Source organism: Pseudomonas sp. C9D1, from assembly GCF_056491235.1.
The window spans coordinates 2,175,676-2,199,656 of sequence record NZ_JBSZIE010000002.1 but is presented as its reverse complement, the minus strand read 5'-3'; the positions used below and the strand labels follow the sequence as shown (position 1 = coordinate 2,199,656).

The following is a 23,981-nucleotide window of genomic DNA, read 5'->3' as shown; positions in this document are numbered from 1 at the left end:
TGGTGCCCCGGGAGAGACTCGAACTCTCACTCTGTCGCCAGAAACGGATTTTGAATCCGCCGCGTCTACCATTCCGCCACCGGGGCACGATGGCGGCGGAGTATAGGGAGGCGGCCGAGGCGGGTCAATCCGCCCGCGTGGTCAGATTTACGCATTTCCGTTAATATTCGCGCCCCTGCAAGAAGACCCCACCATGCGCGTTGCCGACTTCCATTTCGAGCTCCCCGAGCACCTCATCGCCCGTCATCCGCTGAGCGAGCGGCGTGCCAGCCGCCTGCTGGTGCTCGATGGCCCCACGGGTGAATTGGCCCACAAGGGCTTTGCCGACCTGCTGGGCTATCTGCGCCCCGGCGATCTGATGGTGTTCAACAACACCCGGGTGATCCCGGCGCGCCTGTTTGGCCAGAAGGCATCGGGCGGCAAGCTGGAGATACTGGTGGAGCGCGTGCTGGACAGCCATCGCGTGCTGGCCCATGTGCGTTCGAGCAAGTCGCCCAAGGCGGGCTCGACCATTCTCATCGACGGCGGTGCCGAGGCGACCATGCTGGCGCGCCACGATGCGTTGTTCGAGCTGGGCTTTGCCGAAGACGTGCTGCCGTTGCTGGACCGCCTCGGGCATATGCCGTTGCCTCCTTATATAGACAGGCCGGACGAAGACGCGGACCGTGAGCGCTACCAGACCGTTTATGCCCGCCATGCCGGCGCGGTTGCGGCACCCACGGCCGGGCTGCATTTCGACGAGGCGTTGCTGGAGTCCATCGCTGCGAAGGGTGTCGAAACCGCGTTCGTCACCCTGCACGTGGGGGCCGGCACCTTCCAGCCGGTCCGCGTCGAGCGCATCGAGGAGCACCACATGCACCTCGAGTGGCTGGAGGTTGGCCAGGAAGTGGTTGATGCCGTGGCGGCCTGTCGCGCCCGTGGCGGCCGGGTGATCGCCGTCGGCACCACCAGCGTGCGCTCGCTGGAAAGTGCCGCGCGTGACGGTGTGCTCAAACCCTTCAGTGGCGACACCGATATCTTCATCTACCCGGGCCGGCCCTTCCATGTGGTGGATGCCCTGGTGACCAACTTCCATCTCCCCGAATCCACCCTGCTGATGCTGGTGTCGGCATTTGCCGGCTATCCGGAAACAATGGCTGCCTACAGTGCAGCGGTTGAGCAGGGCTACCGCTTCTTCAGTTACGGTGATGCCATGTTCATCACCCGCAACCCCGCTCCCCGCGGGCCCGAGGACCAAGCATGACCCGTACCTGCCGCATGACCTTCGAACTGCTGGCCACCGAAGGCAAGGCCCGTCGTGGCCGTCTGACCTTCCCCCGTGGCGTGGTCGAAACGCCGGCCTTCATGCCGGTTGGCACCTATGGGACGGTCAAGGGCATGCTCCCGCGTGACATCGAGGACATCGGTGCGCAGATCATCCTCGGCAATACCTTCCACCTCTGGCTGCGCCCTGGCACCGAGGTGATCAAGCGCCACGGCGACCTCCATGACTTCATGCAGTGGCAGGGGCCGATCCTCACCGACTCGGGCGGCTTCCAGGTCTTCAGCCTGGGCGCCATGCGCAAGATCAAGGAGGAGGGCGTGACCTTCGCCTCCCCGGTGGATGGCGCCAAGGTGTTCATGGGCCCTGAGGAGTCCATGCAGGTACAGCGCGATCTCGGCTCCGACATCGTGATGATCTTCGACGAGTGCACGCCGTACCCGGCCGACCTCGATGTGGCCAAGCGCTCCATGGAGCTGTCGCTGCGTTGGGCCAAGCGCTCGAAGACCGCTCATGGCGAAAGCACGGCCGCGTTGTTCGGCATCGTCCAGGGCGGCATGCATGAAGAGCTGCGCTTGCGTTCGCTGGACGGGTTGAACGAGATCGGTTTCGACGGCCTGGCCATCGGTGGCCTCTCCGTGGGTGAGCCCAAGGAGGAAATGATCCGTGTACTCGATTACCTGCCCGCACAGATGCCGGCGGACAAGCCGCGCTACCTGATGGGCGTGGGCAAGCCGGAAGACCTGGTGGAAGGCGTGCGCCGCGGCGTGGACATGTTCGACTGCGTGATGCCGACCCGCAACGCCCGCAACGGCCACCTGTTCGTCGAGACCGGGGTGCTGAAAATCCGTAACTCGGTGCACAAGCACGACGACTCGCCGCTGGACCCGACCTGCGACTGTTACACCTGCAAACATTTCTCCAGGGCCTATCTGCACCATCTGGACAAATGCGGTGAAATGCTCGGCAGCATGTTGAATACAATCCACAACTTGCGGCATTACCAGCGCCTGATGGCTGGTTTGCGCGAGGCAATCCAACAGGGTAAATTGGCCGCCTTTGTCGATGCCTTCTATGCCCGGCGCGGACTACCGACACCGCCCCTGGACTGATAAAGCCGCATATATAGAGCTGAACATTCTTCAAATTTTCGCAACAGGAGTGCTACATGAGCTTTCTGATTCCCGCCGCCTATGCCGACGCTGCCGCCCCGGCCGCAGCAGCTGGTCCCGCCGGCACTGGCTTCGAGTGGGTTTTCCTGGTCGGTTTCCTGGTCATCTTCTACCTGATGATCTGGCGTCCCCAGTCCAAGCGCGCCAAAGAGCACAAGAATCTGCTGGGCAACCTGCAGAAGGGTGACGAAGTGGTTACCTCTGGCGGTATCGCCGGCAAGGTGGTCAAGGTCTCCGATGACTTCGTGGTCATCGAGGTGTCCGACACCGTCGAACTGAAGATCCAGAAGGTCGCCATCGCGGCCACGCTGCCGAAAGGCACGCTGAAAGCCATCTAACGATTCGTTCTTCACCATTCACGGGGCGCTTAAGGCGCCCCGCGTCATAACGGGCGGTGTCATGCTCAACAAGTACCCTCTGTGGAAATATCTGCTGATCCTGGCGGTTCTCGCCCTCGGCCTGGTCTATTCCGCACCTAACCTCTACCCCAATGATCCGGCCATCCAGATCTCTGGCAACAGCACCGCGCTGAAGATCCAGCAGGGCGATCTCGATCGCTCCGTGGCGGCTCTCAAGGCTGCCGGATTTGAAGTCAAAAGCGCGAGCCTCAGTGAGCGTGGTGGCTTGCTGCGCCTGACCAAGCTGGGTGATCAACTGCCGGCCAAGGAGGTCGTCACCCAGGTGCTGGGCGAGGACTACGTGGTTGCGCTGAACCTCGCACCGACCACGCCGGACTGGCTGCGCAGCGTGAGTGCGACGCCGATGAAGCTGGGCCTCGACCTTTCCGGTGGTGTGCACTTCCTGCTGGAAGTGGACATGGAGAAGGCCGTTTCCGCCCGGGTGAAGATCTACGAAGGCGAAGTCCGCACCCTGCTGCGCAAGGAGCGCGTGCGCTACCGCAGCCTGCCGGGTATCGACAACGGCTTCCAGCTCGGCTTCAGTGACCAGGAGTCGCTGGACAAGGCGCAGTCGCTGATCCGCAAATCCTTTACCGATTTCGACCTGAAGACCGCCGAGCGTGGTGATCAGCAGGTGATGAGCCTGACCCTGACCCAGGCCAAGCTGACCGAAATCCGCGAATACTCGATCAAGCAGAACCTGACCACCGTACGCAACCGCGTGAACGAGCTGGGCGTTTCCGAGCCGCTGGTACAGCGTCAGGGCGCCAACCGCATCGTGGTCGAGCTGCCGGGCGTGCAGGACACGGCCGAAGCCAAGCGTATTCTCGGCAAGACCGCCAACCTCGAGTTCCGCCTGGCTGCCGCCCCCGATGCGAGCAAGGCCAGCACCGAATCCTTCGAATTCCGCGAGCCGGGTCGCCCGCCGGTACCGCTGGAGCGCAGCCTGATCATCACCGGTGACCAGGTTACCGATGCCCAGGCCAGCTACGACGAGAACGGTCGCCCGCAGGTGAACATCCGTCTGGATGGCCATGGCGGCGAGCTGATGAACCGCGCCACCCGAAACAACGTCGGCCGCAGCATGGCGGTGATCTTCATCGAGCAGCGCCCGATGAACCGCAAGGTCAAGCAGGTAGTGGACGGTGTCGAGCAGGAAGTCGTGGTTCCCGGCTTCAAGGAAGAGAAGAAGATCATCAGCCTGGCGACCATCCAGTCGCCGCTGGGCAACCAGTTCCGCATCACCGGTCTGAACGGCCAGGGCGAGTCGTCCGAGCTGGCCCTGCTGCTGCGCGCCGGTGGCCTGGCTGCGCCGATGTACTTCGCTGAAGAGCGCACCATCGGCCCGAGCCTGGGTGCCGAGAACATCGTCAAGGGCATCGAGTCCACCGAGTGGGCGATGGTCTTCGTGTCGCTGTTCATCATCGCCATCTACCGTTTCTTCGGTGTGCTGGCGACCGTTGCCCTGGCCTTCAACCTGGCCCTGCTGGTAGGCCTGATGTCGGCCATCGGTGCGACCCTGACCCTGCCGGGCATCGCGGGTATCGTGCTGACCCTGGGCATGGCGGTGGACGCCAACGTACTGATCTTCTCGCGGATACGCGAGGAGCTGGCCAATGGCATGTCCGTACAGCGTGCCATTCATGAAGGCTTCGACCGTGCCTATGCGGCGATCGTCGACTCCAACCTGACCACCCTGCTGGTGGGCGGCATTCTCTTCGCGCTGGGTACCGGCCCGATCAAGGGCTTCGCCGTCACCATGTCCCTGGGTATCGTCACCTCGATGTTCACCGCGATCATGTTCACCCGTGGTCTGGTCAACCTGATCTTCGGTGGCCGTAACTTCAAGAAACTGTGGATCTGAGGCAGCCATGATCAAGTCAACAATCCGCTTCATGGCGATCCGCAATCTCGCGTTCGCCGTCACTGTCGTCATCAGCCTGGTCGGTATTGGTGCCCTGTTCATGAAGGGGCTGAACTTCGGCCTGGACTTCACCGGTGGCACCCTGATCGAACTGTCCTACGAGAAGCCCGCCAACCTCGAGCTGATCAAGGAAGAGTTGGGGCAGGCTGGCTATCGCGATGCCGTGGTACAGAGCTTCGGCGCCAGCACCGATGTGCTGGTGCGTATGGCTGGCGAGGACCCGCAACTGGGCAACCAGGTCGCCGCGGCGCTGCGCAAGATCGACGCCGATAGCAAGTTCGTGGTCAAGCGCGTCGAGTTCGTCGGCCCGCAGGTGGGCGAAGAACTGCGTGACCAGGGTGGCCTCGCCATGCTGCTCGCACTGGGCGGTGTCCTGCTGTACCTGGCCTTCCGCTTCCAGTGGAAGTTCGGCGTCGGCGCGATTGCTTCCCTGGTGCATGACGTGATCGTCACCCTGGGCATCCTGGCGTTCTTCCAGCTGCCGTTCGACCTGACGGTGCTGGCGGCGGTGCTGGCAATGATCGGTTACTCGCTGAACGACACCATCATTATCTTCGACCGTATCCGCGAAAACTTCCGCGTGCTGCGCAAGGCTGACCTGATCGAGAACATCGACGTCTCCTGCACCCAGACCCTGCTGCGTACCATCGCCACCTCGACCTCCACCGCGCTGGCTCTGGTCGCGCTGCTGGTGTTCGGGGGCGACAGCCTGCACGGCTTCGCGGTCGCGCTGCTGGTGGGTGTGGTCGTGGGTACCTACTCGTCGATCTATATCAGTGCCCCCGTCCTCATCTGGCTGGGCCTGCGTTCGGAGGACCTGATTCCTCCTGCCGTGGCCACCGAGGTGGACGAGCGTCCCTGAGTTTGAGTGTGTTGCCGAAAGGGCCTGCATTTGCAGGCCCTTTTTGTTTGGGGATGCGGTGTTCCTCCTGGGGAAGTGGCGCGATGTGATGGCTGTCCCAGTCGCTTGCGTGGGATTGGTCCTACGGGAACTCGGGCAAAGAGCTGTACTCCAAGGCAGGGAGTAGGGCGCAGATGCGCCGGTTTTGAACCAGGAGGTCCATGTGAACAAGTCGATGCTCGTCGGCGCCGTATTGGGTGCCGTCGGTGTAACCGCCGGTGGCGCCGTCGCTACCTACAGCCTTGTGGGTAACGGCCCGGAATATGCCGAGGTGCTCGCGGTCCAGCCGGTCAAGGAGACTTTCAAGACCCCGCGTGAGGTCTGCAAGGATGTCGCTGTGACCCGTCAGAGGCCGGTCCAGGACCAGCACCAGATCGCCGGTACCGTACTGGGTGCTGTGGCGGGTGGCCTTTTGGGCAACCAGGTCGGTGGCGGCAACGGCAAGAAGATCGCCACCGTGGCAGGCGCCGTGGGTGGTGGTTATGCCGGTAACAAGGTGCAGGAGCACATGCAGAACAGCGACACCTATACCACCACTGAAACCCGCTGCAACACCGTTCAGGAGAGCAACGAGAAAGTGGTTGCCTATGACGTGCAGTACCAGCTGGATGGCAAGGTGAACCAGGTGCGCATGGATCACGATCCGGGCGCGCAGATCCCTGTCACCAAGGAAGGTCGTCTGGTGCTGACGCAGCGTCAGGCCGGCATCCAGCAGTGATCCGTCGGTGAAAGGAAAAAGGCGCCCGAGGGCGCCTTTTTCGTGGGCATGAAAAACCCGGCGCCTGGCCGGGTTCTTCCTGTCGCGGTGCGTATCAGCGCTTCAGCGAAGGCGGCAGGTGCGGCTGGATGGCCGTCAGGACCGCCTTGAAGCACTTGGTGTTGCCGGCAACGATGTGGCCTTTCTCGAGGAAGTCATGGCCGCCGGTGAAGTCGCTCACCAGGCCGCCGGCTTCCTGAACCAGCAGGGCGCCTGCTGCCATGTCCCACTCGGACAAGCCGAACTCCCAGAAGGCGTCGAAGCGACCGGCGGCAACGTAGGCCAGGTCCAGGCTGGCGGAGCCGGCGCGACGGATGCCGGCAGTCTGGCCGACCAGGCTGCGGAACATGTTCAGGTAGTTGTCGAGGTTGTCCAGTTGGCTGTCGCGGAAGGGGAAGCCGGTGCCCAGCAGGGCGCCTTCCAGGCTCTTGCGCGGGCTGACGCGCAGGCGGCGGCCGTTGAGGGCGGCGCCGCGGCCGCGGCTGGCGGTGAACTCTTCCTGGCGAACCGGATCGATTACGACGGCGTGCTCCAGGCGACCCTTGTATTTGCAGGCGACGCTGACGGCGAAGTGCGGCACGCCGCGGATGAAGTTGGTGGTGCCATCCAGCGGGTCGATGATCCACTGATAGTCAGCGCCTTCGCCACTGCCTGCGATGGAGCCGCCTTCCTCGCCGAGGATGCTGTGGGTCGGATAGGCTTTGCGCAGCGCTTGAATAATGGTTTCTTCGGCGGCGCGGTCGACTTCGGTGACGTAGTCCTTGGCGTCCTTTTCGTTCACCGAAATCACGTCCAGGCGCTCGATGGAGCGGAAGATCAATTCACCGGCGCTGCGAGCGGCGCGCAGGGCGATATTCAGCATAGGCTGCATGGGGGAGTCACCTGGGTCGTTAAAGAAAGCCGGACATTCTAACAGAAAAGCGTTGCGCATGAAGTGCAGGCCGGCGCTTTCATGGCGTTCGGCCGAGTGCTTCTGTAAGATTTCATCCCCTGAAGTTTAGGTTGGAGCCAGCGCCTTGCTGCAAAACATTCGCGTGGTCCTGGTCGGTACCAGTCACCCCGGCAATATCGGCGGGGCGGCTCGCGCCATGAAAAACATGGGGTTGTCGCGCCTGGTGCTGGTGGAGCCCGAGCAGTTCCCTCATCAGGAAGCCTGGGCGCGTGCCTCCGGTGCCGATGACATTCTCGAGTCTGCGCAGGTCGTCGGAACGCTGGAGGAGGCGTTGGTCGGCTGCAGCCTGGTGTATGGCACCAGTGCGCGTGACCGTCATATCCCCTGGCCGTTGCTCGACCCTCGCGAGTGCGGTGCCAGTTGCGTCGAGCAGGTGGAGGGTGGCGCCGAAGTGGCGCTGGTGTTCGGGCGTGAGTACGCCGGCCTCACCAATGAAGAGCTGCAGCGCTGCCAGTTCCATGTGCATATCCCTTCCGATCCCGAATTCGGCTCGCTGAACCTGGCTGCGGCTGTCCAGGTGCTGACCTACGAGGCCCGCATGGCCTGGCTGGGCGTGCAGGGCAAGCCGACCAAGATGGAAAAGGTGGAGCTGACCGCCGAGGAAAACATCCAGCCGGTGACGGTGGATGAGCTGGAACTGTTCTTCGGCCACCTCGAACGTACGTTGGTCGATATCGGTTTTCTCGACCCGGAGCGCCCGCGCCATTTGATGCCACGGCTGCGTCGCCTGTACGGGCGTAGTGCCATCAGCAAGCTCGAGATGAATATCCTGCGCGGCATCCTGACTGAGACCCAGAAGGCTGCGCGTGGAGAAATCCAGAAGCGGAGAGAGAAGTGATGTTCGAACGCATGCGAGAAGACATTCAAAGCGTATTCCACCGTGACCCGGCTGCGCGCAATGCCTTCGAGGTGCTCACCTGTTACCCCGGCCTGCACGCCATCTGGCTGCATCGTCTGGCCAATGCCTTGTGGCTGGCGGGCTGGAAGTGGCTGGCGCGCCTGGTGTCGAACTTCAGTCGCTGGATGACCGGTATCGAGATCCACCCGGGTGCTCGCATCGGTCGGCGCTTCTTCATCGATCACGGCATGGGTATCGTCATTGGCGAAACCGCCGAGATCGGCAATGACGTCACCCTCTATCAAGGGGTGACCCTGGGTGGCACCAGCTGGAATGCCGGCAAGCGCCACCCGACGCTGGAAGATGGCGTGGTGGTCGGTGCGGGCGCCAAGGTGCTCGGCCCGTTCACGGTGGGGGCTGGCGCCAAGATCGGCTCCAACGCCGTGGTGACCAAGGCGGTGCCGGCCGGCGCCACTGCCGTGGGGATTCCGGGGCGGGTCATCGTCAAGGAAGACCCGGAACAAGTGGCCAAGCGCCAGGCCATCGCCGAGAAGTTCGGTTTCGATGCTTATGGCGTGAGCCAGGACATGCCTGACCCGGTGGCACGCGCGATCGGACAGTTGCTGGACCACGTCCAGGCGGTGGATGAGCGCCTGGAGGGCATGTGCAAGGCGCTGACGGCCCTGGGTAGCGACTACTGCGGCAAGGCACTGCCGGCGCTTCGCGAAGAAGATTTCGAGGGTGTAAAGGACGAGGTGCGGCCGCCGGCGGCCTGATGGGCGAGGGGTGCGATAGGGGGTGCAATTCTGATATCATGCGCGCCCCTGTATCTGCTAATCCCGACTAATTTGATAGGTCTTATAGTTGACTTAAATAGTCGGGAATCGCATACTCGCTGGCAAATCAGCGAACCGTGGAACTCCCATGCGCTTGACCACTAAAGGCCGCTACGCCGTCACAGCCATGCTCGACCTGGCTTTGCATTCGCAGCAAGGTCCGGTTTCTCTGGCAGATATTTCCGAGCGTCAGGGCATCTCCCTTTCCTACCTCGAGCAGCTCTTCGCCAAGTTGCGCCGTGGCAGTCTGGTCAGCAGCGTCCGTGGTCCGGGTGGCGGTTATCAGCTTTCCCGCGATGTGGCCAGCATCTACGTGGCCGAGGTCATTGACGCCGTCAACGAATCGGTCGACGTCACGCGCTGCCAGGGGCAGGGCAATTGCGACTCCTCCGGGGGCGCCTGCCTGACCCACCATCTGTGGGATGACCTGAGCATGCAGATCCACGAGTTCCTCAGCGGTATCAGCCTGAGTGACATCGTCGCCCGTAACGAAGTCCAAGAGGTGGCCCAGCGCCAGAACGAGCGCCATGACCAGCGCCGCCTCGGTGGCAGGATGCCGCGTTCAGAAAAGATTGAAGTGTCCGCCATCGAATGAGCAGGGCGCCCGCCTGATAGGAGATAACCGATGAAATTGCCGATTTACCTGGACTACTCCGCTACCACGCCGGTGGACCCTCGTGTTGCGCAGAAGATGAGCGAATGCCTGCTGGTCGATGGCAACTTCGGCAACCCGGCCTCGCGTTCCCACGTGTTCGGCTGGAAGGCCGAGGAAGCGGTGGAGAATGCCCGTCGCCAGGTTGCTGAGCTGGTCAATGCCGACCCTCGCGAAATCGTCTGGACCTCCGGTGCCACTGAGTCCGACAACCTTGCCATCAAGGGTGTCGCGCACTTCTACAACACCAAGGGCAAGCACATCATCACCTCCAAGATCGAGCACAAGGCGGTCCTGGACACCACTCGCCAGCTCGAGCGTGAAGGCTTCGAAGTCACCTACATCGAGCCGGGCGAAGATGGCCTGATCACCCCCGCGATGGTCGAAGCGGCCCTGCGCGAGGACACCATCCTGGTGTCGGTGATGCACGTGAACAACGAGATCGGCACCATCAACGACATCGCGGCCATCGGTGAACTGACCCGTGCCCGCGGCATCCTGTTCCACGTCGATGCGGCCCAGTCCACCGGCAAGGTCGAGATCGACCTGGACAAGCTGAAGGTCGACCTGATGTCCTTCTCTGCCCACAAGACCTACGGCCCCAAAGGCATCGGCGCGCTCTACGTTCGTCGCAAGCCGCGTGTGCGCCTGGAAGCCATGATGCACGGCGGTGGTCACGAGCGCGGCATGCGTTCCGGCACCCTGGCCACCCACCAGATCGTCGGCATGGGCGAAGCCTTCCACATCGCCAAGCAGGAAATGGCCTCCGAGAACCAGCGCATCAAGGCACTGGCGGACCGCTTCTGGGCTGCAGTGGATGGCATGGAAGAGCTCTACCTCAATGGCAGCGCCACTTCCCGCGTCCCGCACAACCTGAACATCAGCTTCAACTACGTCGAAGGCGAGTCGCTGATCATGGCGCTGAAGGACCTCGCGGTCTCTTCGGGTTCCGCCTGCACCTCGGCATCTCTCGAGCCGTCCTACGTGCTGCGCGCACTGGGCCGCAACGACGAGTTGGCACACAGCTCCATTCGTTTCACCTTTGGCCGCTTCACCACCGAAGAAGAAGTGGATTACGCAGCCAGCAAGGTCCGTGAAGCCGTAGACAAGCTCCGTGAATTGTCTCCCCTGTGGGACATGTACAAAGAGGGCGTCGACCTCTCGACGGTCGAATGGCAGGCGCACTGACGCCACCCCTGATGAGTGAGGAATAAGCACCATGGCATACAGCGAAAAGGTCATCGACCACTACGAAAACCCGCGCAACGTCGGCAAGCTCGACGCTGAAGATCCCGATGTCGGCACCGGCATGGTCGGCGCGCCGGCGTGCGGCGACGTGATGCGCCTGCAGATCAAGGTCAACGAGCAGGGCGTTATCGAAGACGCCAAGTTCAAGACCTACGGTTGCGGTTCGGCCATCGCCTCCAGTTCCCTCGCCACTGAGTGGATGAAGGGCAAGACCCTGGACGAAGCCGCTGCGATCAAAAACACCACCATCGCCGAAGAACTGGCGCTGCCGCCGGTGAAGATCCACTGCTCGGTTCTGGCCGAGGACGCCATCAAGGCGGCCGTCCAGGATTACAAGCAGAAAAAGGGTCTGCTCTAACCGCTCGACTGAGTTAAGGAGCCGCTATGGCCATCAGCATGACCGCTTCCGCCGCCGATCACGTGCGTCGCTCCCTCGAAGGGCGCGGCAAGGGTGAGGGTATCCGCCTGGGTGTTCGCACTACCGGCTGCTCCGGCTTGGCTTATGTCCTGGAGTTCGTCGATGAAGTGGCGAGCGAGGACATGGTCTTCGAAAGCTTCGGCATGAAGGTGATCATCGATCCGAAGAGCCTGTCCTACCTCGACGGCACCGAGCTGGACTTCGTCCGCGAAGGCCTCAACGAGGGGTTCAAGTTCAACAATCCGAACGTTCGCGGCGAGTGTGGTTGCGGCGAGAGCTTCAACGTCTGAGGCGTCTCGTGGGCACCCCCTGTCATTTCGCATTGTTTGAACTGAAGCCTGGCTTCGACCTCGATCTGGATCAGTTGGCGAGCCGCTATCGCGAGCTGGCGCGCAGCGCCCATCCGGATCGCTTCGTCGATACCTCCGAGCGCGAACAGCGCCTGGCCGTGGAGCACGCGGCGCAGCTGAACGAGGCCTACCAGACGCTGAAGAGCGCGCCTCGTCGGGCGCGTTACCTGCTGGCGATTCGTGGCCATGAGCTGCCCCTTGAGGCGACCGTCAAGGACCCCGAGTTCCTGTTACAGCAGATGCAGTGGCGGGAAGAGCTGGAAGAGCTCCACGACAGTGCGGACCTGCCCGGCGTGGCTGCTTTCAAGCGGCGTCTCAAGGCGGCCCAGTCCGATCTGGATGGCGCCTTCTCCGCCTGTTGGAACGACGATGCCCGCCGCGAGGATGCCGAGCGCCTGGTGCGCCGCATGCAGTTCCTCGACAAGCTGACTCACGAAGTGCGCCAACTGGAAGAGCGCCTCGACGACTAACCCGCGCATCGCCGCATGGACGATGGTGCGCCTGAAAATCAGACAAGCATGGCCCTACTGCAGATCGCTGAACCCGGACAGAGCCCCAAACCGCACCAGCGCCGCCTGGCGGTGGGCATTGACCTGGGCACCACGAATTCCCTGGTGGCCGCTGTGCGCAGTGGTGTTTCCGCACCGCTGGCCGATGCCGATGGGCAGGTCATCATGCCGTCCGCCGTGCGCTACCACGCGGATCGCGTCGAAGTCGGCCGTTCGGCGAAGGAGGCGGCTTCCGCCGATCCGCTGAACACCGTCCTCTCGGTCAAGCGCTTCATGGGGCGCGGCCTGGAAGACGTGAAGCAACTGGGTGAGCAGCTCCCCTACCGCTTCGCCACCGGCGAGTCGCACATGCCCTTCATCGAGACCGTGCAGGGCCCCAAGAGTCCTGTGGAAGTCTCGGCCGAAATCCTCCGTGCCTTGCGCCAGCGCGCCGAAGCCACCTTGGGTGGTGAGTTGGTGGGTGCAGTGATCACCGTTCCCGCCTACTTCGACGATGCCCAGCGCCAGGCCACCAAGGACGCTGCCCGCATTGCCGGGCTGAATGTCCTGCGCCTGCTCAACGAGCCCACCGCTGCAGCCGTTGCCTACGGGCTGGATAAGCAGGCCGAAGGCGTCGTGGCCATCTATGACCTGGGCGGCGGCACGTTCGATATTTCCATCCTGCGCCTGACCCGTGGCGTCTTCGAAGTCATGGCAACCGGTGGCGACAGCGCCCTCGGTGGCGACGATTTCGACCATGCCCTGGCGGGCTGGATCGTCGAGCAGGCCGGGCTTTCCGCCGATCTCGATCCAGGTGCCCAGCGCAGCCTGTTGGAAGCCGCTTGTGCCGCCAAGGAAGCGCTGACCACTGCCGATATGGTCGATGTTCGTTATGCGCAGTGGTCGGGCCAACTGACCCGTGCACGCTTCGATGAGCTGATCGAGCCCATGGTCGCTCGCAGTCTCAAGGCTTGCCGTCGCGCTGTTCGTGACGCCGGCATCGAGGTTGACGAGGTCGAGGCCGTGGTCATGGTCGGCGGCTCCACCCGTGTTCCGCGAGTGCGCGAAGCGGTCGGCGAGCTTTTCTCCCGTCCGCCTCTGACCGATATCGACCCTGATCAGGTCGTGGCCATCGGCGCCGCTGTGCAGGCGGACACCCTGGCGGGCAACAAGCGTGGCGAAGAATTGCTGCTGCTGGACGTCATCCCGCTGTCCCTGGGGCTCGAAACCATGGGCGGGCTGATGGAGAAGGTGATTCCGCGCAATACCACCATTCCCGTCGCCCGTGCCCAGGAGTTCACCACCTACAAGGACGGCCAGACCGCCATGATGATCCACGTGCTCCAGGGTGAGCGCGAACTGATCAAGGACTGCCGATCCCTGGCCCGTTTCGAACTGCGTGGCATACCGCCCATGGTTGCCGGCGCGGCGAAGATCCGTGTGACCTTCCAGGTGGATGCCGACGGCCTGCTGGGCGTGACGGCCAGCGAAACCGCCTCCGGCGTGGAAGCGAGCATCCAGGTCAAGCCTTCCTACGGCCTGACCGACGGTGAAATCACCCGCATGCTGCAGGACTCCTTCCAGCACGCCAACGACGACAAGGTCGCCCGCGTGCTGCGTGAGCAGCAAGTCGATGCCCAGCGCCTGATCGAGGCGGTCCAGGCCGCGTTGCAGGCGGATGGCGACGCGCTGCTCACCGCTGAAGAGCGGATCGCCATCGACTTCCAGCTGGAGCAACTGCAGGCTCTGCTGGAGGGCACCGACGGTGCCGCCATCGAACAGCAAACCAAGCGGCTGACCCAAGTGACCGACGCCTTCGCGGCGCGTCGCATGGATGCCAGCGTCAAGGCTGCCCTGGCGGGGCGCCGACTGAATGAAATCGAGGAATGACTGATGCCGCAGATCGTATTTCTGCCCAATGCCGAGCATTGCCCTGAGGGGATGGTGGTCGAGGCCCAGCCGGGCGAAACCATCATTGCGGCGGCCATGCGCAACGGCCTGGAGATCGAGCACGCCTGCGAGATGTCCTGTGCCTGCACCACCTGCCACGTCGTGATCCGCGAGGGCTTCAACACCCTCGAAGCGTCCGACGAGCTGGAAGACGACATGCTGGACAAGGCCTGGGGCCTGGAAGCCGAGTCGCGACTGTCCTGTCAGGCCGTCGTGGGGGAGGTGGATCTCGTCGTGGAGATTCCGAAGTACACTCTCAACCAGGTTTCTGAAAAGCACTGAGGAAAGGTCATGAGTCTCAAATGGGTCGATGTTCTGGAGATCGCCATCCAGCTGGCCGAGAGCAAGCCTGAGGTTGACCCGCGCTACGTCAACTTCGTCGATCTGCACAATTGGGTCGTGAGCCTGCCGGAGTTCGATGACAACAGTCAGCGCGGCGGCGAGAAGGTCCTTGAAGCCATCCAGGCGGCATGGATCGAAGAAGCCGACTGAAGCCCGGTCTGCTGACCCTACGCATTTAACAGGAACCCGCGTATAATTCGCGGGTTTAATTTTTCGCTTTAATCCTGATTTCTGGAGTTTCACATGGCCGTTGAACGTACCCTTTCCATCATCAAGCCCGACGCCGTTGCCAAGAACGTAGTGGGCGAGATCGTCACCCGTTTCGAAAAAGCCGGCCTGAGCGTCGTCGCTGCCAAGATGGTTCAGCTCTCCGAGCGCGAAGCTGGCGGTTTCTACGCCGAGCACAAAGAGCGTCCCTTCTTCAAGGATCTGGTTTCCTTCATGACCTCCGGTCCGGTTGTCGTGCAGGTACTGGAAGGTGAAGGCGCCATCGCCAAGAACCGCGAACTGATGGGCGCTACCGACCCGAAGAAAGCCGACGCCGGTACCATTCGCGCTGACTTCGCCGTTTCCATCGACGAAAACGCCGTACACGGCTCCGACTCCGAGGCTTCCGCTGCTCGCGAGATCTCCTACTTCTTCGCCGCCACCGAGGTGTGCGCTCGTATTCGCTGATAGCGAAGGCACGAGGGTGAAGCCATGACTGAATCAACCGGTAAAGTTAACCTGCTGGGTCTGACCCAGCCGCAACTGGAGAACTTCTTCGAGTCCATCGGGGAGAAGCGTTTCCGTGCCGGACAGGTGATGAAATGGATTCACCACTTTGGCGTCGATGATTTCGACGCCATGAGCAATATCGGCAAGGCCCTGCGCGACAAGCTCAAGGCCTCTGCCGAGATTCGCGGCCCCGAAATCGTCAGCCAGGACATTTCCAGCGACGGCACCCGCAAGTGGGTCGTGCGTGTGGCGTCCGGCAGCTGCGTCGAGACCGTGTACATCCCGCAAGGCGGGCGCGGCACCCTCTGCGTTTCCTCCCAGGCGGGCTGCGCGCTGGATTGCAGCTTCTGCTCCACCGGCAAACAGGGTTTCAACAGCGACCTCACCGCCGCCGAAGTCATCGGCCAGGTGTGGATCGCCAACAAGTCCTTCGGCACCGTTCCGGCCAAGATCGACCGCGCCGTCACCAACGTGGTGATGATGGGCATGGGCGAGCCGCTGCTGAATTTCGACAACGTGGTCTCCGCCATGAACATCATGATGGACGACCTCGGTTACGGCATTTCCAAGCGCAAGGTGACCCTGTCCACCTCGGGCGTTGCGCCGATGATCGACAAGCTGGGCGAGCAGATCGACGTTTCCCTGGCGCTGTCGCTGCACGCGCCGAACGACGAATTGCGCAACCAGCTGGTGCCGATCAATAAGAAGTACCCCCTGGCGGTGGTGCTCGATGCCTGCCAACGCTACATCGCCCGACTGGGCGAGAAACGTTTCCTGACCATTGAGTACACCCTGCTCAAGGATGTGAACGATCAGCCTCTCCACGCTGAGCAGATGATCGCACTCCTCAAGGATTTTCCTTGCAAGATCAACCTGATTCCGTTTAATCCCTTCCCTTTCTCGGGGTACGAGCGGCCGAGCAATAACGCCATTCGCCGTTTCCAGGACATGCTCCACAAGGCCGGCCACAATGTCACCGTGCGCACCACGCGCGGGGATGACATCGACGCTGCCTGCGGTCAACTCGTTGGCCAGGTCATGGACCGTACCCGCCGCAGCGAGCGCTACATAGCCGTCCGCCAGCTCAATGGCGATACCGACGCGCCACAGAACGCTGCCAACCGAAACTGAAGAGAGGACACCCATGACCCTGCGCCCCGCGCTGCTTCTCGTTTTCGCCAGCCTGGTGGGCTGCGTGTCCACTGGCTCCGTTGACCCGATGAAGACCGCGGAAGGCCGCGACAAGGCCCGCGACGCCTACATCCAGCTGGGCATCGGCTATCTCTCCCAAGGGGCTGCCGAGCGGGCCAAGGTGCCCCTGCGCAAGGCTCTGGAGCTCGACTCGTCCAGCGCCGACGCCAACGCTGCGCTGGCCCTGGTGTTCCAGACCGAGATGGAACCCAAGCTCGCCGACGAGCATTTCCGCAAGGCCCTGTCCTCGCGTACCGACTCCCGCATCCTCAATAACTACGGCGGTTTCCTCTATGAGCAGAAACGCTACGAGGAAGCCTACAAGCGCTTCGAGCAGGCCGCCGAAGACAGCCTCTATCCCGAACGCTCCCGCGTGTTCGAGAACCTCGGCCTGACCGCCCTGCGGATGAACCGCCCGGACCTGGCCAAGCAGCATTTCGACAAGTCCCTGCGCCTGAACCGCCAGCAGCCCGTTGCGCTGCTGGAGATGGCCGACCTGTCCTACGCCGAGAAGCAGTACGTCCCGGCCCGCGAGTATTACGACCGCTATAGCAAGATTGCCCCCCAGAGCGCCCGCAGCCTGCTGCTGGGCACTCGGCTGGCCACCGTATTCGATGATCGCGACCAGGCCGCGAGCCTGGGTCTGCAACTCAAACGACTCTATCCCGGCACGCCGGAATACCAGCAATACCTGTCGGAGCAAAGATGAAAGCGTCGCAACCCGAAATTGCCGCCGCGACCCGTGCCAACCCAGGCGAGACCCTGCGCCAGGCACGTGAAAGCAAGGACCTGAGCCTTGCCGAGGTCGCCCGACAGCTGAACCTGACCGAGCAGGCCTTGCGCCAGCTCGAAGCGGGCTCTTTCGAACAGTTGCCCGGTCATACCTTCGCCCGTGGCTACATCCGAGCCTATGCCAAGCTGCTGGGCATGGACCAGGCGCGCCTGGTGACCGACTTCGACCTTTACACTGGCACCGACGCCACCGGCAGCAATGTCCACAGCCTCGGCCGCATCGAGGAGCCCGTGCGCCTGTCGCAGAGCGTGCTGCGCTTCGTCAGCTTCGCCCTCCTGCTGGTCCTCGGCGTCATCGGTTTCCTCTGGTGGCAGGACCAGGCCGAGCGCCGCAGCGGCGAAACCGCCGACATCAGCATGGAGCACGTCGAAGTCGAAAGCGCTGACGGCACCACCCAGATCCACCCGCTGGACGAGCCCGAAGACCAGGCCGTTGCCGACGCCCAGGAAGGCGAAGACGCTGCACCGGGCGAGCTGTCCCCGGAAGTGGCCGCACAGCCGGAAGGCACGCCGCCTACCGCCGGCACCAGCCCGGCACCGGCCCAGGCCCTGCCGCTGCCCCAGGGCAGCGCACCTGCCACCAGCGCCCCGGCAGCTCCTGCCGTGTCGGCCCCCGCAGCCCCGTCCGCTCCCGTCGTCTCGGCTACGCCGACCACTCCGGCTGCTCCGTCCGCTACCGCGCCCGCTCAGGCTCCGGTAGTTGCCGCCGCAGGCCAGGGCCTGGTGCGTATCCAGTTCGTCGCCAACTGCTGGACCCAGGTGACCGATGCCGATGGCAAGGTCCTGCTCAGCGCCCTTAAGCGCACCGGCGAGAGCGTCGAGCTGGCTGGCCGGCCGCCGTTCGAACTGCGCCTCGGCTATGCCCGTGGCGCCCAGGTCAGCTACAACGGCCAGTCCGTCGACGTAGCGCCCTACACCCACGGCGAGACCGCTCGCCTGAAGCTGGGGCAATAAGCCATGCATTGTGAATCCCCGATCAAACGCCGCCAGTCCCGCAAGATCTGGGTCGGCTCGGTACCGGTGGGCGGTGATGCCCCCATCGCCGTGCAGAGCATGACCAACACCGATACCTGCGACGTGGCTGCCACCGTTGGCCAGATCCGTCGCCTGGAAGAAGCCGGCGCCGACATCGTCCGCGTTTCGGTACCGGACATGGACGCCGCCGAGGCCTTCGGCAAGATCAAGAAACTGGTCAACGTACCCCTGGTCGCCGACATCCACTTCGACTACACCATCGCCCTGCGCGTGGCGGAGCTGGGTGTCGACTGCCTGCGCATCAACCCGGGCAACATCGGTCGCGAAGACCGTGTGCGCGCCGTGGTCGATGCCGCCCGTGACCGAGGCATCCCGATCCGCATCGGCGTCAACGCCGGCTCGCTGGAGAAGGACCTGCAGAAGAAATACGGCGAACCCACCCCGCAAGCCCTGGTGGAGTCCGCGCTGCGCCATGTCGAGCACCTGGATCGCCTGGACTTCCAGGACTTCAAGGTCAGCGTCAAGGCGTCCGATGTGTTCATGGCGGTGGAAGCCTACCGCCTGCTGGCCACGCAGATCGTCCAGCCGCTGCACCTGGGCATCACCGAAGCCGGCGGCCTGCGCTCAGGCACCGTGAAGTCCGCCGTGGGCCTGGGCATGCTGCTCGCCGACGGGATTGGCGATACCATCCGCATCTCGCTGGCGGCCGACCCGGTCGAAGAGATCAAGGTCGGTTACGACATCCTCAAGTCCCTGCGCCTGCGCTCCCGTGGCATCAACTTCATCGCCTGCCCGAGCTGCTCGCGGCAGAACTTCGATGTGGTCAAGACCATGAACGAGCTGGAAGGGCGCCTTGAGGACCTTCTGGTTCCGCTGGACGTCGCGGTCATCGGCTGCGTGGTCAACGGTCCCGGCGAAGCCAAGGAAGCCCATGTGGGGCTGACCGGCGGCACGCCGAACAACCTGATCTACATCGACGGCAAGCCGGCGCAGAAGCTGAACAATGACAACCTGGTGGATGAGCTGGAAAAGCTGATCCGTCGCAAAGCGGCCGAAAAGGTCGAGGCTGACGCGGCCGTCATCGCCCGCAGCTGATTAAGGATTCCGAGTGAGCAAGACGCTGCAAGCCATCCGTGGCATGAACGACATCCTGCCGGAGCAGACCCCTGCCTGGCGGTACCTGGAACGCACCCTGGCAGACCTGCTGGACAGCTACGGCTACCGTGAAGTCCGCCTGCCGATCCTCGAGTTCACCGAGCTCTTCGCCCGCGGCATCGGCGAAGGCACCGACGTGGTCGACAAGGAGATGTACACCTTCCTCGACCGCAACGAAGAATCCCTGACCCTGCGCCCCGAAGGCACCGCGGGCTGCGTGCGTGCGGTGCTTGAGCACGGCATGACCGGCGGCGGCCAGGTGCAGAAGCTCTGGTACGCGGGCCCGATGTTCCGCTACGAGAAGCCGCAGAAAGGCCGTTATCGCCAGTTCCACCAGATCGGCGTGGAAGTCTTCAACCTGCCCGGCCCGGACATCGACGCCGAGCTGATCGTGCTCACCTGGCGCTTGTGGAAGAAGCTCGGCCTCGGTGATGCCGTGACCCTGCAGCTCAACAGCCTGGGTTCCAGCGAGGCACGCGTCGCCTACCGCGAGGCCCTGGTGGCCTACCTGCAGGAGCGCTTCGACCGTCTCGACGAAGACAGCCAGCGCCGCATGACCACCAACCCGCTGCGCATCCTCGACAGCAAGGTGCCGGAAACCCAGGCCCTGCTGGTCGAGGCACCGCGCCTGCACGACTACCTGGACGCCGAGTCCGTGGCCCACTTCGAAGGCCTCAAGGCGCGCCTGGACGCGGTCGGCATCCGCTACGAAATCAACCAGAAGCTGGTGCGCGGGCTGGACTACTACAGCCGCACCGCCTTCGAATGGGTCACCGACAAGCTCGGCTCCCAGGGCACCGTCTGCGGCGGTGGTCGCTATGACGGCCTGATCACCCAGTTCGGCGGCAAGCCGACCCCGGGTGTTGGCTTCGCCATGGGCGTCGAGCGCCTGGTGCTGCTGCTGGAAACCCTGGAGCTGATCCCCGCCGAGCTCAACGCCCCGGCGCATGCCTTCATCTGCGCATTCGGCGAGCCTGCCGAACTCGCGGCGCTGACACTGGCCGAGCAACTGCGTGACGCCGTTCCCGGCCTGCGCCTGCTGGTCAACTCCGGTGCCGGCAGTTTCAAGAGCCAGTTCAAGAAAGCTGACAAGAGCGGCGCGCGCTTCGCCCTGATCCTGGGTGAGGACGAACTGGCCAACCGCGTGGTAGGTTTCAAACCCCTGCGCGACGACAGCGAACAACAGAATATCGCCTGGGACGCTCTCGCAGAGCGCCTGGCGGCCTGCATCGATCAGGCTTGAGCCTTTAGAACATAGGAGTATTGGGGTGAGCACGCGTACCGAATATGAAGAGCTGGCGGCGATCAAGGATTGGTGGCAGCGCAATGGCAAGCCCCTGCTCACCGGCGGCGCCCTCGCGCTGGTGGTGGTCTTCGGCTGGCAGGCCTGGCAGAAGCACCAGACCAACCAGGCCCAGGGCGCGTCCCAGGTCTACCAGCAATTGCTGGAAACCGCGCTGAATCCGTCCGGCAAGCCCGACGCCGGCAAGGTCGCCGAACTGGCCACCAAGCTCAAGACCGATTTCGGCGGTACCCACTACGCCCAGTACGGCAGCCTGTTCGTCGCCAAGGTGGCGGTCGAATCCGGCAAGCTCGATGACGCTGCCGCCGAACTCAAGGCCGTGGTGGACAAGCCTGCCGACGCCACCCTCGGCGAGCTGGCCCGTCAGCGCCTGGCCCGTGTCCTGGCTGCCCAGGGCAAGGTCGACGACGCGTTGAAGCTGCTCGAAGGCGATGCCAGCAAGTCCTACCTGGCCAGCCGTGAAGAACTGAAAGGCGATCTGCTGGTACAGCTGGGTCGTTCCGACGAGGCGCATGCCGCCTATGAGAAAGCCAAGGCCGCCCTGCCGGAAGATGCAGCGGTCGGTGGCTTGCAGATGAAGCTCGACGACCTGGCCAAAGGGGATGCGTGACGTGATGCGCTGGAAATTTGCCGCACTGCTGGCCATGGCCGTTCTGGCCGCAGGTTGCAGCAGCAATAGCAAGAAGGAACTGCCGCCTGCCGAACTGCCCGACATCACCGAAGAGGTCCAGCTCAAAGAAGTCTGGAGCCGCTCCATCGGCGAAGGTCAGGGTGATTCCTACAACATGCTGGTCCCCTCCGTGGACGGCGATGTCATCTATGCCGGTGACGTCGAAGGCCTGGTGGTCGCCATCGACCGCATGAGCGGCGACAAGCTCTGGGAACAGGAGCTGGACCTGCCGGTATCCGGCGCGGTCGGCGCGGGCTACGGCCTGGTGCTGGTCGGTACCCTCAAGGGCCAGGTGATCGCCCTCGACGCCAGCACTGGCGAAGAGAAGTGGCGTGCCCGGGTCAACGGTGAAGTCCTCGCTCCGCCGGCCACCAACGGTGACGTGGTGGTGGTACAGACCCAGAACGACACCCTGTTCGGCTTCGACGCAGCGACCGGTGAGCAGCGCTGGATCTACGAAAACACCCCCGCGGTGCTGACCCTGCGTGGCACCGGTGCGCCGATCGTGACCAACCGCCTGGCCGTTGCCGGCCTGTCGTCGGGCAAGGTCATCGCCCTCGACGTGCAACGCGGCCTGCCCATCTGGGAACAGCGCGTCGCCGTGCCGCAAGGCCGCTCCGAGCTGGATCGCGTGGTCGACATCGACGGTGGCCTGCTGCTGTCCGGTGGCACCCTGTACGTCGCCACCTACCAGGGCCGCGTCGCGGGCCTGGACCTGGACAGCGGCCGTGTGCTCTGGCAGCGCGAAGCCTCCAGCTACGTGGGCGTCGCCCAGGGCTTCGGCAACGTCTACGTGAGCCAGGCCAGCGGTACCATCGAAGGCATCGACGAGCGTTCCTCCTCGGCGCTGTGGAGCAACGAATCCCTGGCCCGTCGCCAGCTTTCGGCTCCGGAAGTGTTCTCCAGCTACGTGGCGGTCGGCGACTTCGAAGGCTACCTGCACCTGCTGAGCCAGGTGGATGGTCACTTCGTGGGCCGCGAGAAGATCGACGGCGACGGCCTGCGTGCCCGTCCGCTGGTGATCGGCGACATGCTGTATGCCTTCGGCAACGGCGGGAAGCTGGTCGCGCTGACCATCCGCTAAGCTGAAAAATAGTGTCCGGCCGCTGCCGTCTGACGGCAGCGGCCGTTGCGTTTTCTGAAATAACGAATTGGAGAGCCTCATGGTTCCCGTAATTGCCCTGGTGGGCCGCCCGAACGTCGGCAAGTCCACCCTGTTCAACCGCCTGACCAAGACCCGCGACGCCATCGTCGCGGAGTACGCGGGGCTGACCCGTGACCGCCAATACGGCGAGGCGAAGTGGAACGGCCGCACCTTCATCGTCATCGATACCGGTGGTATCTCGGGTGACGAGCAGGGCATCGACGCGAAGATGGCCGAACAGTCCCTGCAGGCCATCGAAGAGGCCGATGCAGTCCTGTTCATGGTCGACTCCCGCGCCGGCATGAGCGCTGCCGATCAGTCCATCGCGGAGCACCTGCGCAAGCGCAACAAGAAGACCTACCTGGTCGCGAACAAGGTCGACACCGTCGACCCGGACCTCGCCCGCGCCGAGTTCAGCCCCCTGGGCCTGGGCGACGCCCTGCCGATCGCTGCCGCCCACGGGCGTGGCATCAGCCAGATGCTGCAGGAAGCCCTCGGCGAATTCCCCCGCGATGACGCGGCCGAGGAAGACGCCGCGCTCCAGACCGAAGAGGTCGCCGAAGGCGAAGAACTCAGCCGCATCCCCGGGCCGAGCGAGAAGGACGGCATCAAGATCGCCATCATCGGTCGCCCCAACGTCGGCAAGTCGACGCTGGTCAACCGCATGCTCGGCGAGGAGCGGGTCATCGTTTATGACCAGGCCGGCACCACCCGCGACAGCATCTACATCCCCTTCGAGCGCAACGAAGAGAAGTACACCCTGATCGACACCGCCGGCGTGCGCCGTCGCGGCAAGATCTTCGAAGCGGTCGAGAAGTTCTCGGTGGTCAAGACGCTGCAGGCGATCCAGGACGCCAACGTGGTGATCTTCGTCATGGACGCCCGTGAAGGCGTGGTCGAGCACGACCTCAACCTGCTCGGCTTCGTGCTGGAAACCGGCCGCGCGCTGGTCATCGCCCTGAACAAGTGGGACGGCATGGAATCCGGTGAGCGCGACTACGTGAAGACCGAGCTGGAGCGCCGGCTGTTCTTCGTCGATTTCGCCGACATCCACTTCATTTCCGCGCTGCATGGCACCGGTGTAGGCAACCTGTACAAGTCGGTGCAGGCGTCCTTCAAATCCGCCATCACCCGCTGGCCCACCAGCCGCCTGACCCAGATCCTCGAGGGCGCGGTGCAGGAGCACCAGCCGCCGCTGGTCAACGGTCGTCGCATCAAGCTGCGCTATGCCCACCTCGGTGGTGCCAACCCGCCGCTGATCGTGATCCACGGCAACCAGGTCGAGTCGGTGCCCAAGTCGTACTCGCGCTACCTGGAGAACACCTACCGCCGCGTGCTCAAGCTGGTGGGTACGCCCATCCGCATCGAGTACAAGGGTGGCGACAACCCCTTCGAGGGCAAGAAGAACACCCTTACCGATCGCCAGGTGAACAAGAAGCGCCGCCTCATGTCCCACCACAAGAAGGCTGACAAGAAGCGTCGCGACAAGAACCGCTGATTCTCGCAGCACCGGAAAAGGGCGCCCATGGGCGCCTTTTTCATTTCTG

The 23,981-nt window shown here is 63.6% G+C and carries 26 protein-coding genes and 1 tRNA gene; 25 read left to right on the top strand and 2 right to left on the bottom strand.

From position 1 onward, the window contains the following. Positions 1-86, bottom strand: a tRNA-Leu gene (locus ACXI0U_RS18380). Between the two features lie 107 nt (positions 87-193). Between ACXI0U_RS18380 and queA the strand changes: the two genes are divergently transcribed. The 6 genes from queA (at position 194) to ACXI0U_RS18350 (ending at position 6,374) form a co-directional block, all read left to right on the top strand. Next, positions 194-1,243 carry a tRNA preQ1(34) S-adenosylmethionine ribosyltransferase-isomerase QueA gene (queA, locus tag ACXI0U_RS18375; RefSeq protein ID WP_479550648.1) on the top strand — a complete coding sequence of 350 codons (1,050 nt, stop codon included), beginning with the start codon at positions 194-196 and terminating at the stop codon, positions 1,241-1,243. Between the two features lie 14 nt (positions 1,244-1,257). After that, the gene (gene tgt / locus ACXI0U_RS18370; protein ID WP_374981943.1) at positions 1,258-2,373 is read left to right on the top strand and encodes a tRNA guanosine(34) transglycosylase Tgt; all 1,116 of its coding nucleotides are present in this window, start codon (positions 1,258-1,260) and stop codon (positions 2,371-2,373) included. A 56-nt stretch (positions 2,374-2,429) separates the two neighbouring features. After that, the gene (gene yajC / locus ACXI0U_RS18365) at positions 2,430-2,771 is read left to right on the top strand and encodes a preprotein translocase subunit YajC (RefSeq protein ID WP_184487498.1); all 342 of its coding nucleotides are present in this window, start codon (positions 2,430-2,432) and stop codon (positions 2,769-2,771) included. A 61-nt stretch (positions 2,772-2,832) separates the two neighbouring features. Further along, entirely contained in the window at positions 2,833-4,695 is a 1,863-nt protein-coding gene (gene secD / locus ACXI0U_RS18360) for a protein translocase subunit SecD (RefSeq protein WP_374978830.1), read from the top strand. A gap of 7 nt (positions 4,696-4,702) precedes the next feature. Beyond that, positions 4,703-5,617 carry a protein translocase subunit SecF gene (secF, locus tag ACXI0U_RS18355; protein ID WP_184487499.1) on the top strand — a complete coding sequence of 305 codons (915 nt, stop codon included), beginning with the start codon at positions 4,703-4,705 and terminating at the stop codon, positions 5,615-5,617. A gap of 202 nt (positions 5,618-5,819) precedes the next feature. Beyond that, on the top strand, positions 5,820-6,374 hold the full coding sequence (locus ACXI0U_RS18350; RefSeq protein WP_021220851.1) for a glycine zipper 2TM domain-containing protein: 555 nt from the start codon (positions 5,820-5,822) through the stop codon (positions 6,372-6,374). A 94-nt stretch (positions 6,375-6,468) separates the two neighbouring features. Here the strand turns inward: ACXI0U_RS18350 and suhB are convergent, their stop codons facing one another. Next, entirely contained in the window at positions 6,469-7,284 is an 816-nt protein-coding gene (gene suhB / locus ACXI0U_RS18345) for a type III secretion system regulator SuhB (RefSeq protein ID WP_021220850.1), read from the bottom strand. Between the two features lie 145 nt (positions 7,285-7,429). Between suhB and trmJ the strand changes: the two genes are divergently transcribed. From trmJ to der, 19 genes are all read left to right on the top strand, one after another. Then, positions 7,430-8,203, top strand: coding sequence for a tRNA (cytosine(32)/uridine(32)-2'-O)-methyltransferase TrmJ (gene trmJ, locus ACXI0U_RS18340; RefSeq protein ID WP_043240082.1), 774 nt, complete (start codon positions 7,430-7,432; stop codon positions 8,201-8,203). Further along, on the top strand, positions 8,203-8,979 hold the full coding sequence (cysE, locus tag ACXI0U_RS18335; RefSeq protein ID WP_021220848.1) for a serine O-acetyltransferase: 777 nt from the start codon (positions 8,203-8,205) through the stop codon (positions 8,977-8,979). Before trmJ ends, cysE begins: the two co-directional genes overlap by 1 nt. 148 nt (positions 8,980-9,127) lie before the next feature. Beyond that, the gene (gene iscR / locus ACXI0U_RS18330) at positions 9,128-9,634 is read left to right on the top strand and encodes a Fe-S cluster assembly transcriptional regulator IscR (protein WP_374978828.1); all 507 of its coding nucleotides are present in this window, start codon (positions 9,128-9,130) and stop codon (positions 9,632-9,634) included. Between the two features lie 30 nt (positions 9,635-9,664). Continuing rightward, positions 9,665-10,879, top strand: coding sequence for an IscS subfamily cysteine desulfurase (locus tag ACXI0U_RS18325; protein WP_431482618.1), 1,215 nt, complete (start codon positions 9,665-9,667; stop codon positions 10,877-10,879). Positions 10,880-10,910: 31 nt separating this feature from the next. Continuing rightward, entirely contained in the window at positions 10,911-11,297 is a 387-nt protein-coding gene (gene iscU, locus ACXI0U_RS18320; RefSeq protein ID WP_021220845.1) for a Fe-S cluster assembly scaffold IscU, read from the top strand. A gap of 26 nt (positions 11,298-11,323) precedes the next feature. Next, the gene (iscA, locus tag ACXI0U_RS18315) at positions 11,324-11,647 is read left to right on the top strand and encodes an iron-sulfur cluster assembly protein IscA (RefSeq protein WP_021220844.1); all 324 of its coding nucleotides are present in this window, start codon (positions 11,324-11,326) and stop codon (positions 11,645-11,647) included. Between the two features lie 8 nt (positions 11,648-11,655). After that, positions 11,656-12,177: a co-chaperone HscB gene (gene hscB, locus ACXI0U_RS18310; RefSeq protein ID WP_184487501.1), complete on the top strand. Its 522-nt coding sequence runs from the start codon at positions 11,656-11,658 to the stop codon at positions 12,175-12,177. A gap of 48 nt (positions 12,178-12,225) precedes the next feature. Beyond that, positions 12,226-14,085: a Fe-S protein assembly chaperone HscA gene (gene hscA / locus ACXI0U_RS18305; protein ID WP_431482617.1), complete on the top strand. Its 1,860-nt coding sequence runs from the start codon at positions 12,226-12,228 to the stop codon at positions 14,083-14,085. A 3-nt stretch (positions 14,086-14,088) separates the two neighbouring features. After that, entirely contained in the window at positions 14,089-14,427 is a 339-nt protein-coding gene (fdx, locus tag ACXI0U_RS18300; protein WP_021220841.1) for an ISC system 2Fe-2S type ferredoxin, read from the top strand. Between the two features lie 9 nt (positions 14,428-14,436). Further along, the gene (iscX, locus tag ACXI0U_RS18295; RefSeq protein ID WP_021220840.1) at positions 14,437-14,637 is read left to right on the top strand and encodes a Fe-S cluster assembly protein IscX; all 201 of its coding nucleotides are present in this window, start codon (positions 14,437-14,439) and stop codon (positions 14,635-14,637) included. A 93-nt stretch (positions 14,638-14,730) separates the two neighbouring features. Beyond that, positions 14,731-15,162: a nucleoside-diphosphate kinase gene (gene ndk, locus ACXI0U_RS18290; RefSeq protein ID WP_021220839.1), complete on the top strand. Its 432-nt coding sequence runs from the start codon at positions 14,731-14,733 to the stop codon at positions 15,160-15,162. Positions 15,163-15,186: 24 nt separating this feature from the next. After that, entirely contained in the window at positions 15,187-16,335 is a 1,149-nt protein-coding gene (rlmN, locus tag ACXI0U_RS18285) for a dual-specificity RNA methyltransferase RlmN (RefSeq protein ID WP_271658902.1), read from the top strand. A gap of 13 nt (positions 16,336-16,348) precedes the next feature. Beyond that, positions 16,349-17,104 carry a type IV pilus biogenesis/stability protein PilW gene (gene pilW, locus ACXI0U_RS18280; RefSeq protein ID WP_271658901.1) on the top strand — a complete coding sequence of 252 codons (756 nt, stop codon included), beginning with the start codon at positions 16,349-16,351 and terminating at the stop codon, positions 17,102-17,104. Beyond that, the gene (locus ACXI0U_RS18275; RefSeq protein WP_431482616.1) at positions 17,101-18,141 is read left to right on the top strand and encodes a RodZ domain-containing protein; all 1,041 of its coding nucleotides are present in this window, start codon (positions 17,101-17,103) and stop codon (positions 18,139-18,141) included. Before pilW ends, ACXI0U_RS18275 begins: the two co-directional genes overlap by 4 nt. Positions 18,142-18,144: 3 nt before the next feature. After that, entirely contained in the window at positions 18,145-19,257 is a 1,113-nt protein-coding gene (gene ispG, locus ACXI0U_RS18270; RefSeq protein ID WP_043240098.1) for a flavodoxin-dependent (E)-4-hydroxy-3-methylbut-2-enyl-diphosphate synthase, read from the top strand. A 13-nt stretch (positions 19,258-19,270) separates the two neighbouring features. Continuing rightward, entirely contained in the window at positions 19,271-20,560 is a 1,290-nt protein-coding gene (hisS, locus tag ACXI0U_RS18265) for a histidine--tRNA ligase (RefSeq protein WP_479550647.1), read from the top strand. A gap of 25 nt (positions 20,561-20,585) precedes the next feature. Then, positions 20,586-21,230: a YfgM family protein gene (locus ACXI0U_RS18260; RefSeq protein ID WP_479550646.1), complete on the top strand. Its 645-nt coding sequence runs from the start codon at positions 20,586-20,588 to the stop codon at positions 21,228-21,230. After that, complete coding sequence (gene bamB, locus ACXI0U_RS18255) at positions 21,223-22,374, top strand: outer membrane protein assembly factor BamB (RefSeq protein ID WP_021220832.1); 1,152 nt, start codon at positions 21,223-21,225, stop codon at positions 22,372-22,374. Before ACXI0U_RS18260 ends, bamB begins: the two co-directional genes overlap by 8 nt. A 79-nt stretch (positions 22,375-22,453) precedes the next feature. After that, a complete protein-coding gene (der, locus tag ACXI0U_RS18250; protein WP_263400122.1) occupies positions 22,454-23,932 on the top strand; it encodes a ribosome biogenesis GTPase Der in 1,479 nt (492 codons plus the stop codon). Positions 23,933-23,981: the final 49 nt, after the last annotated feature.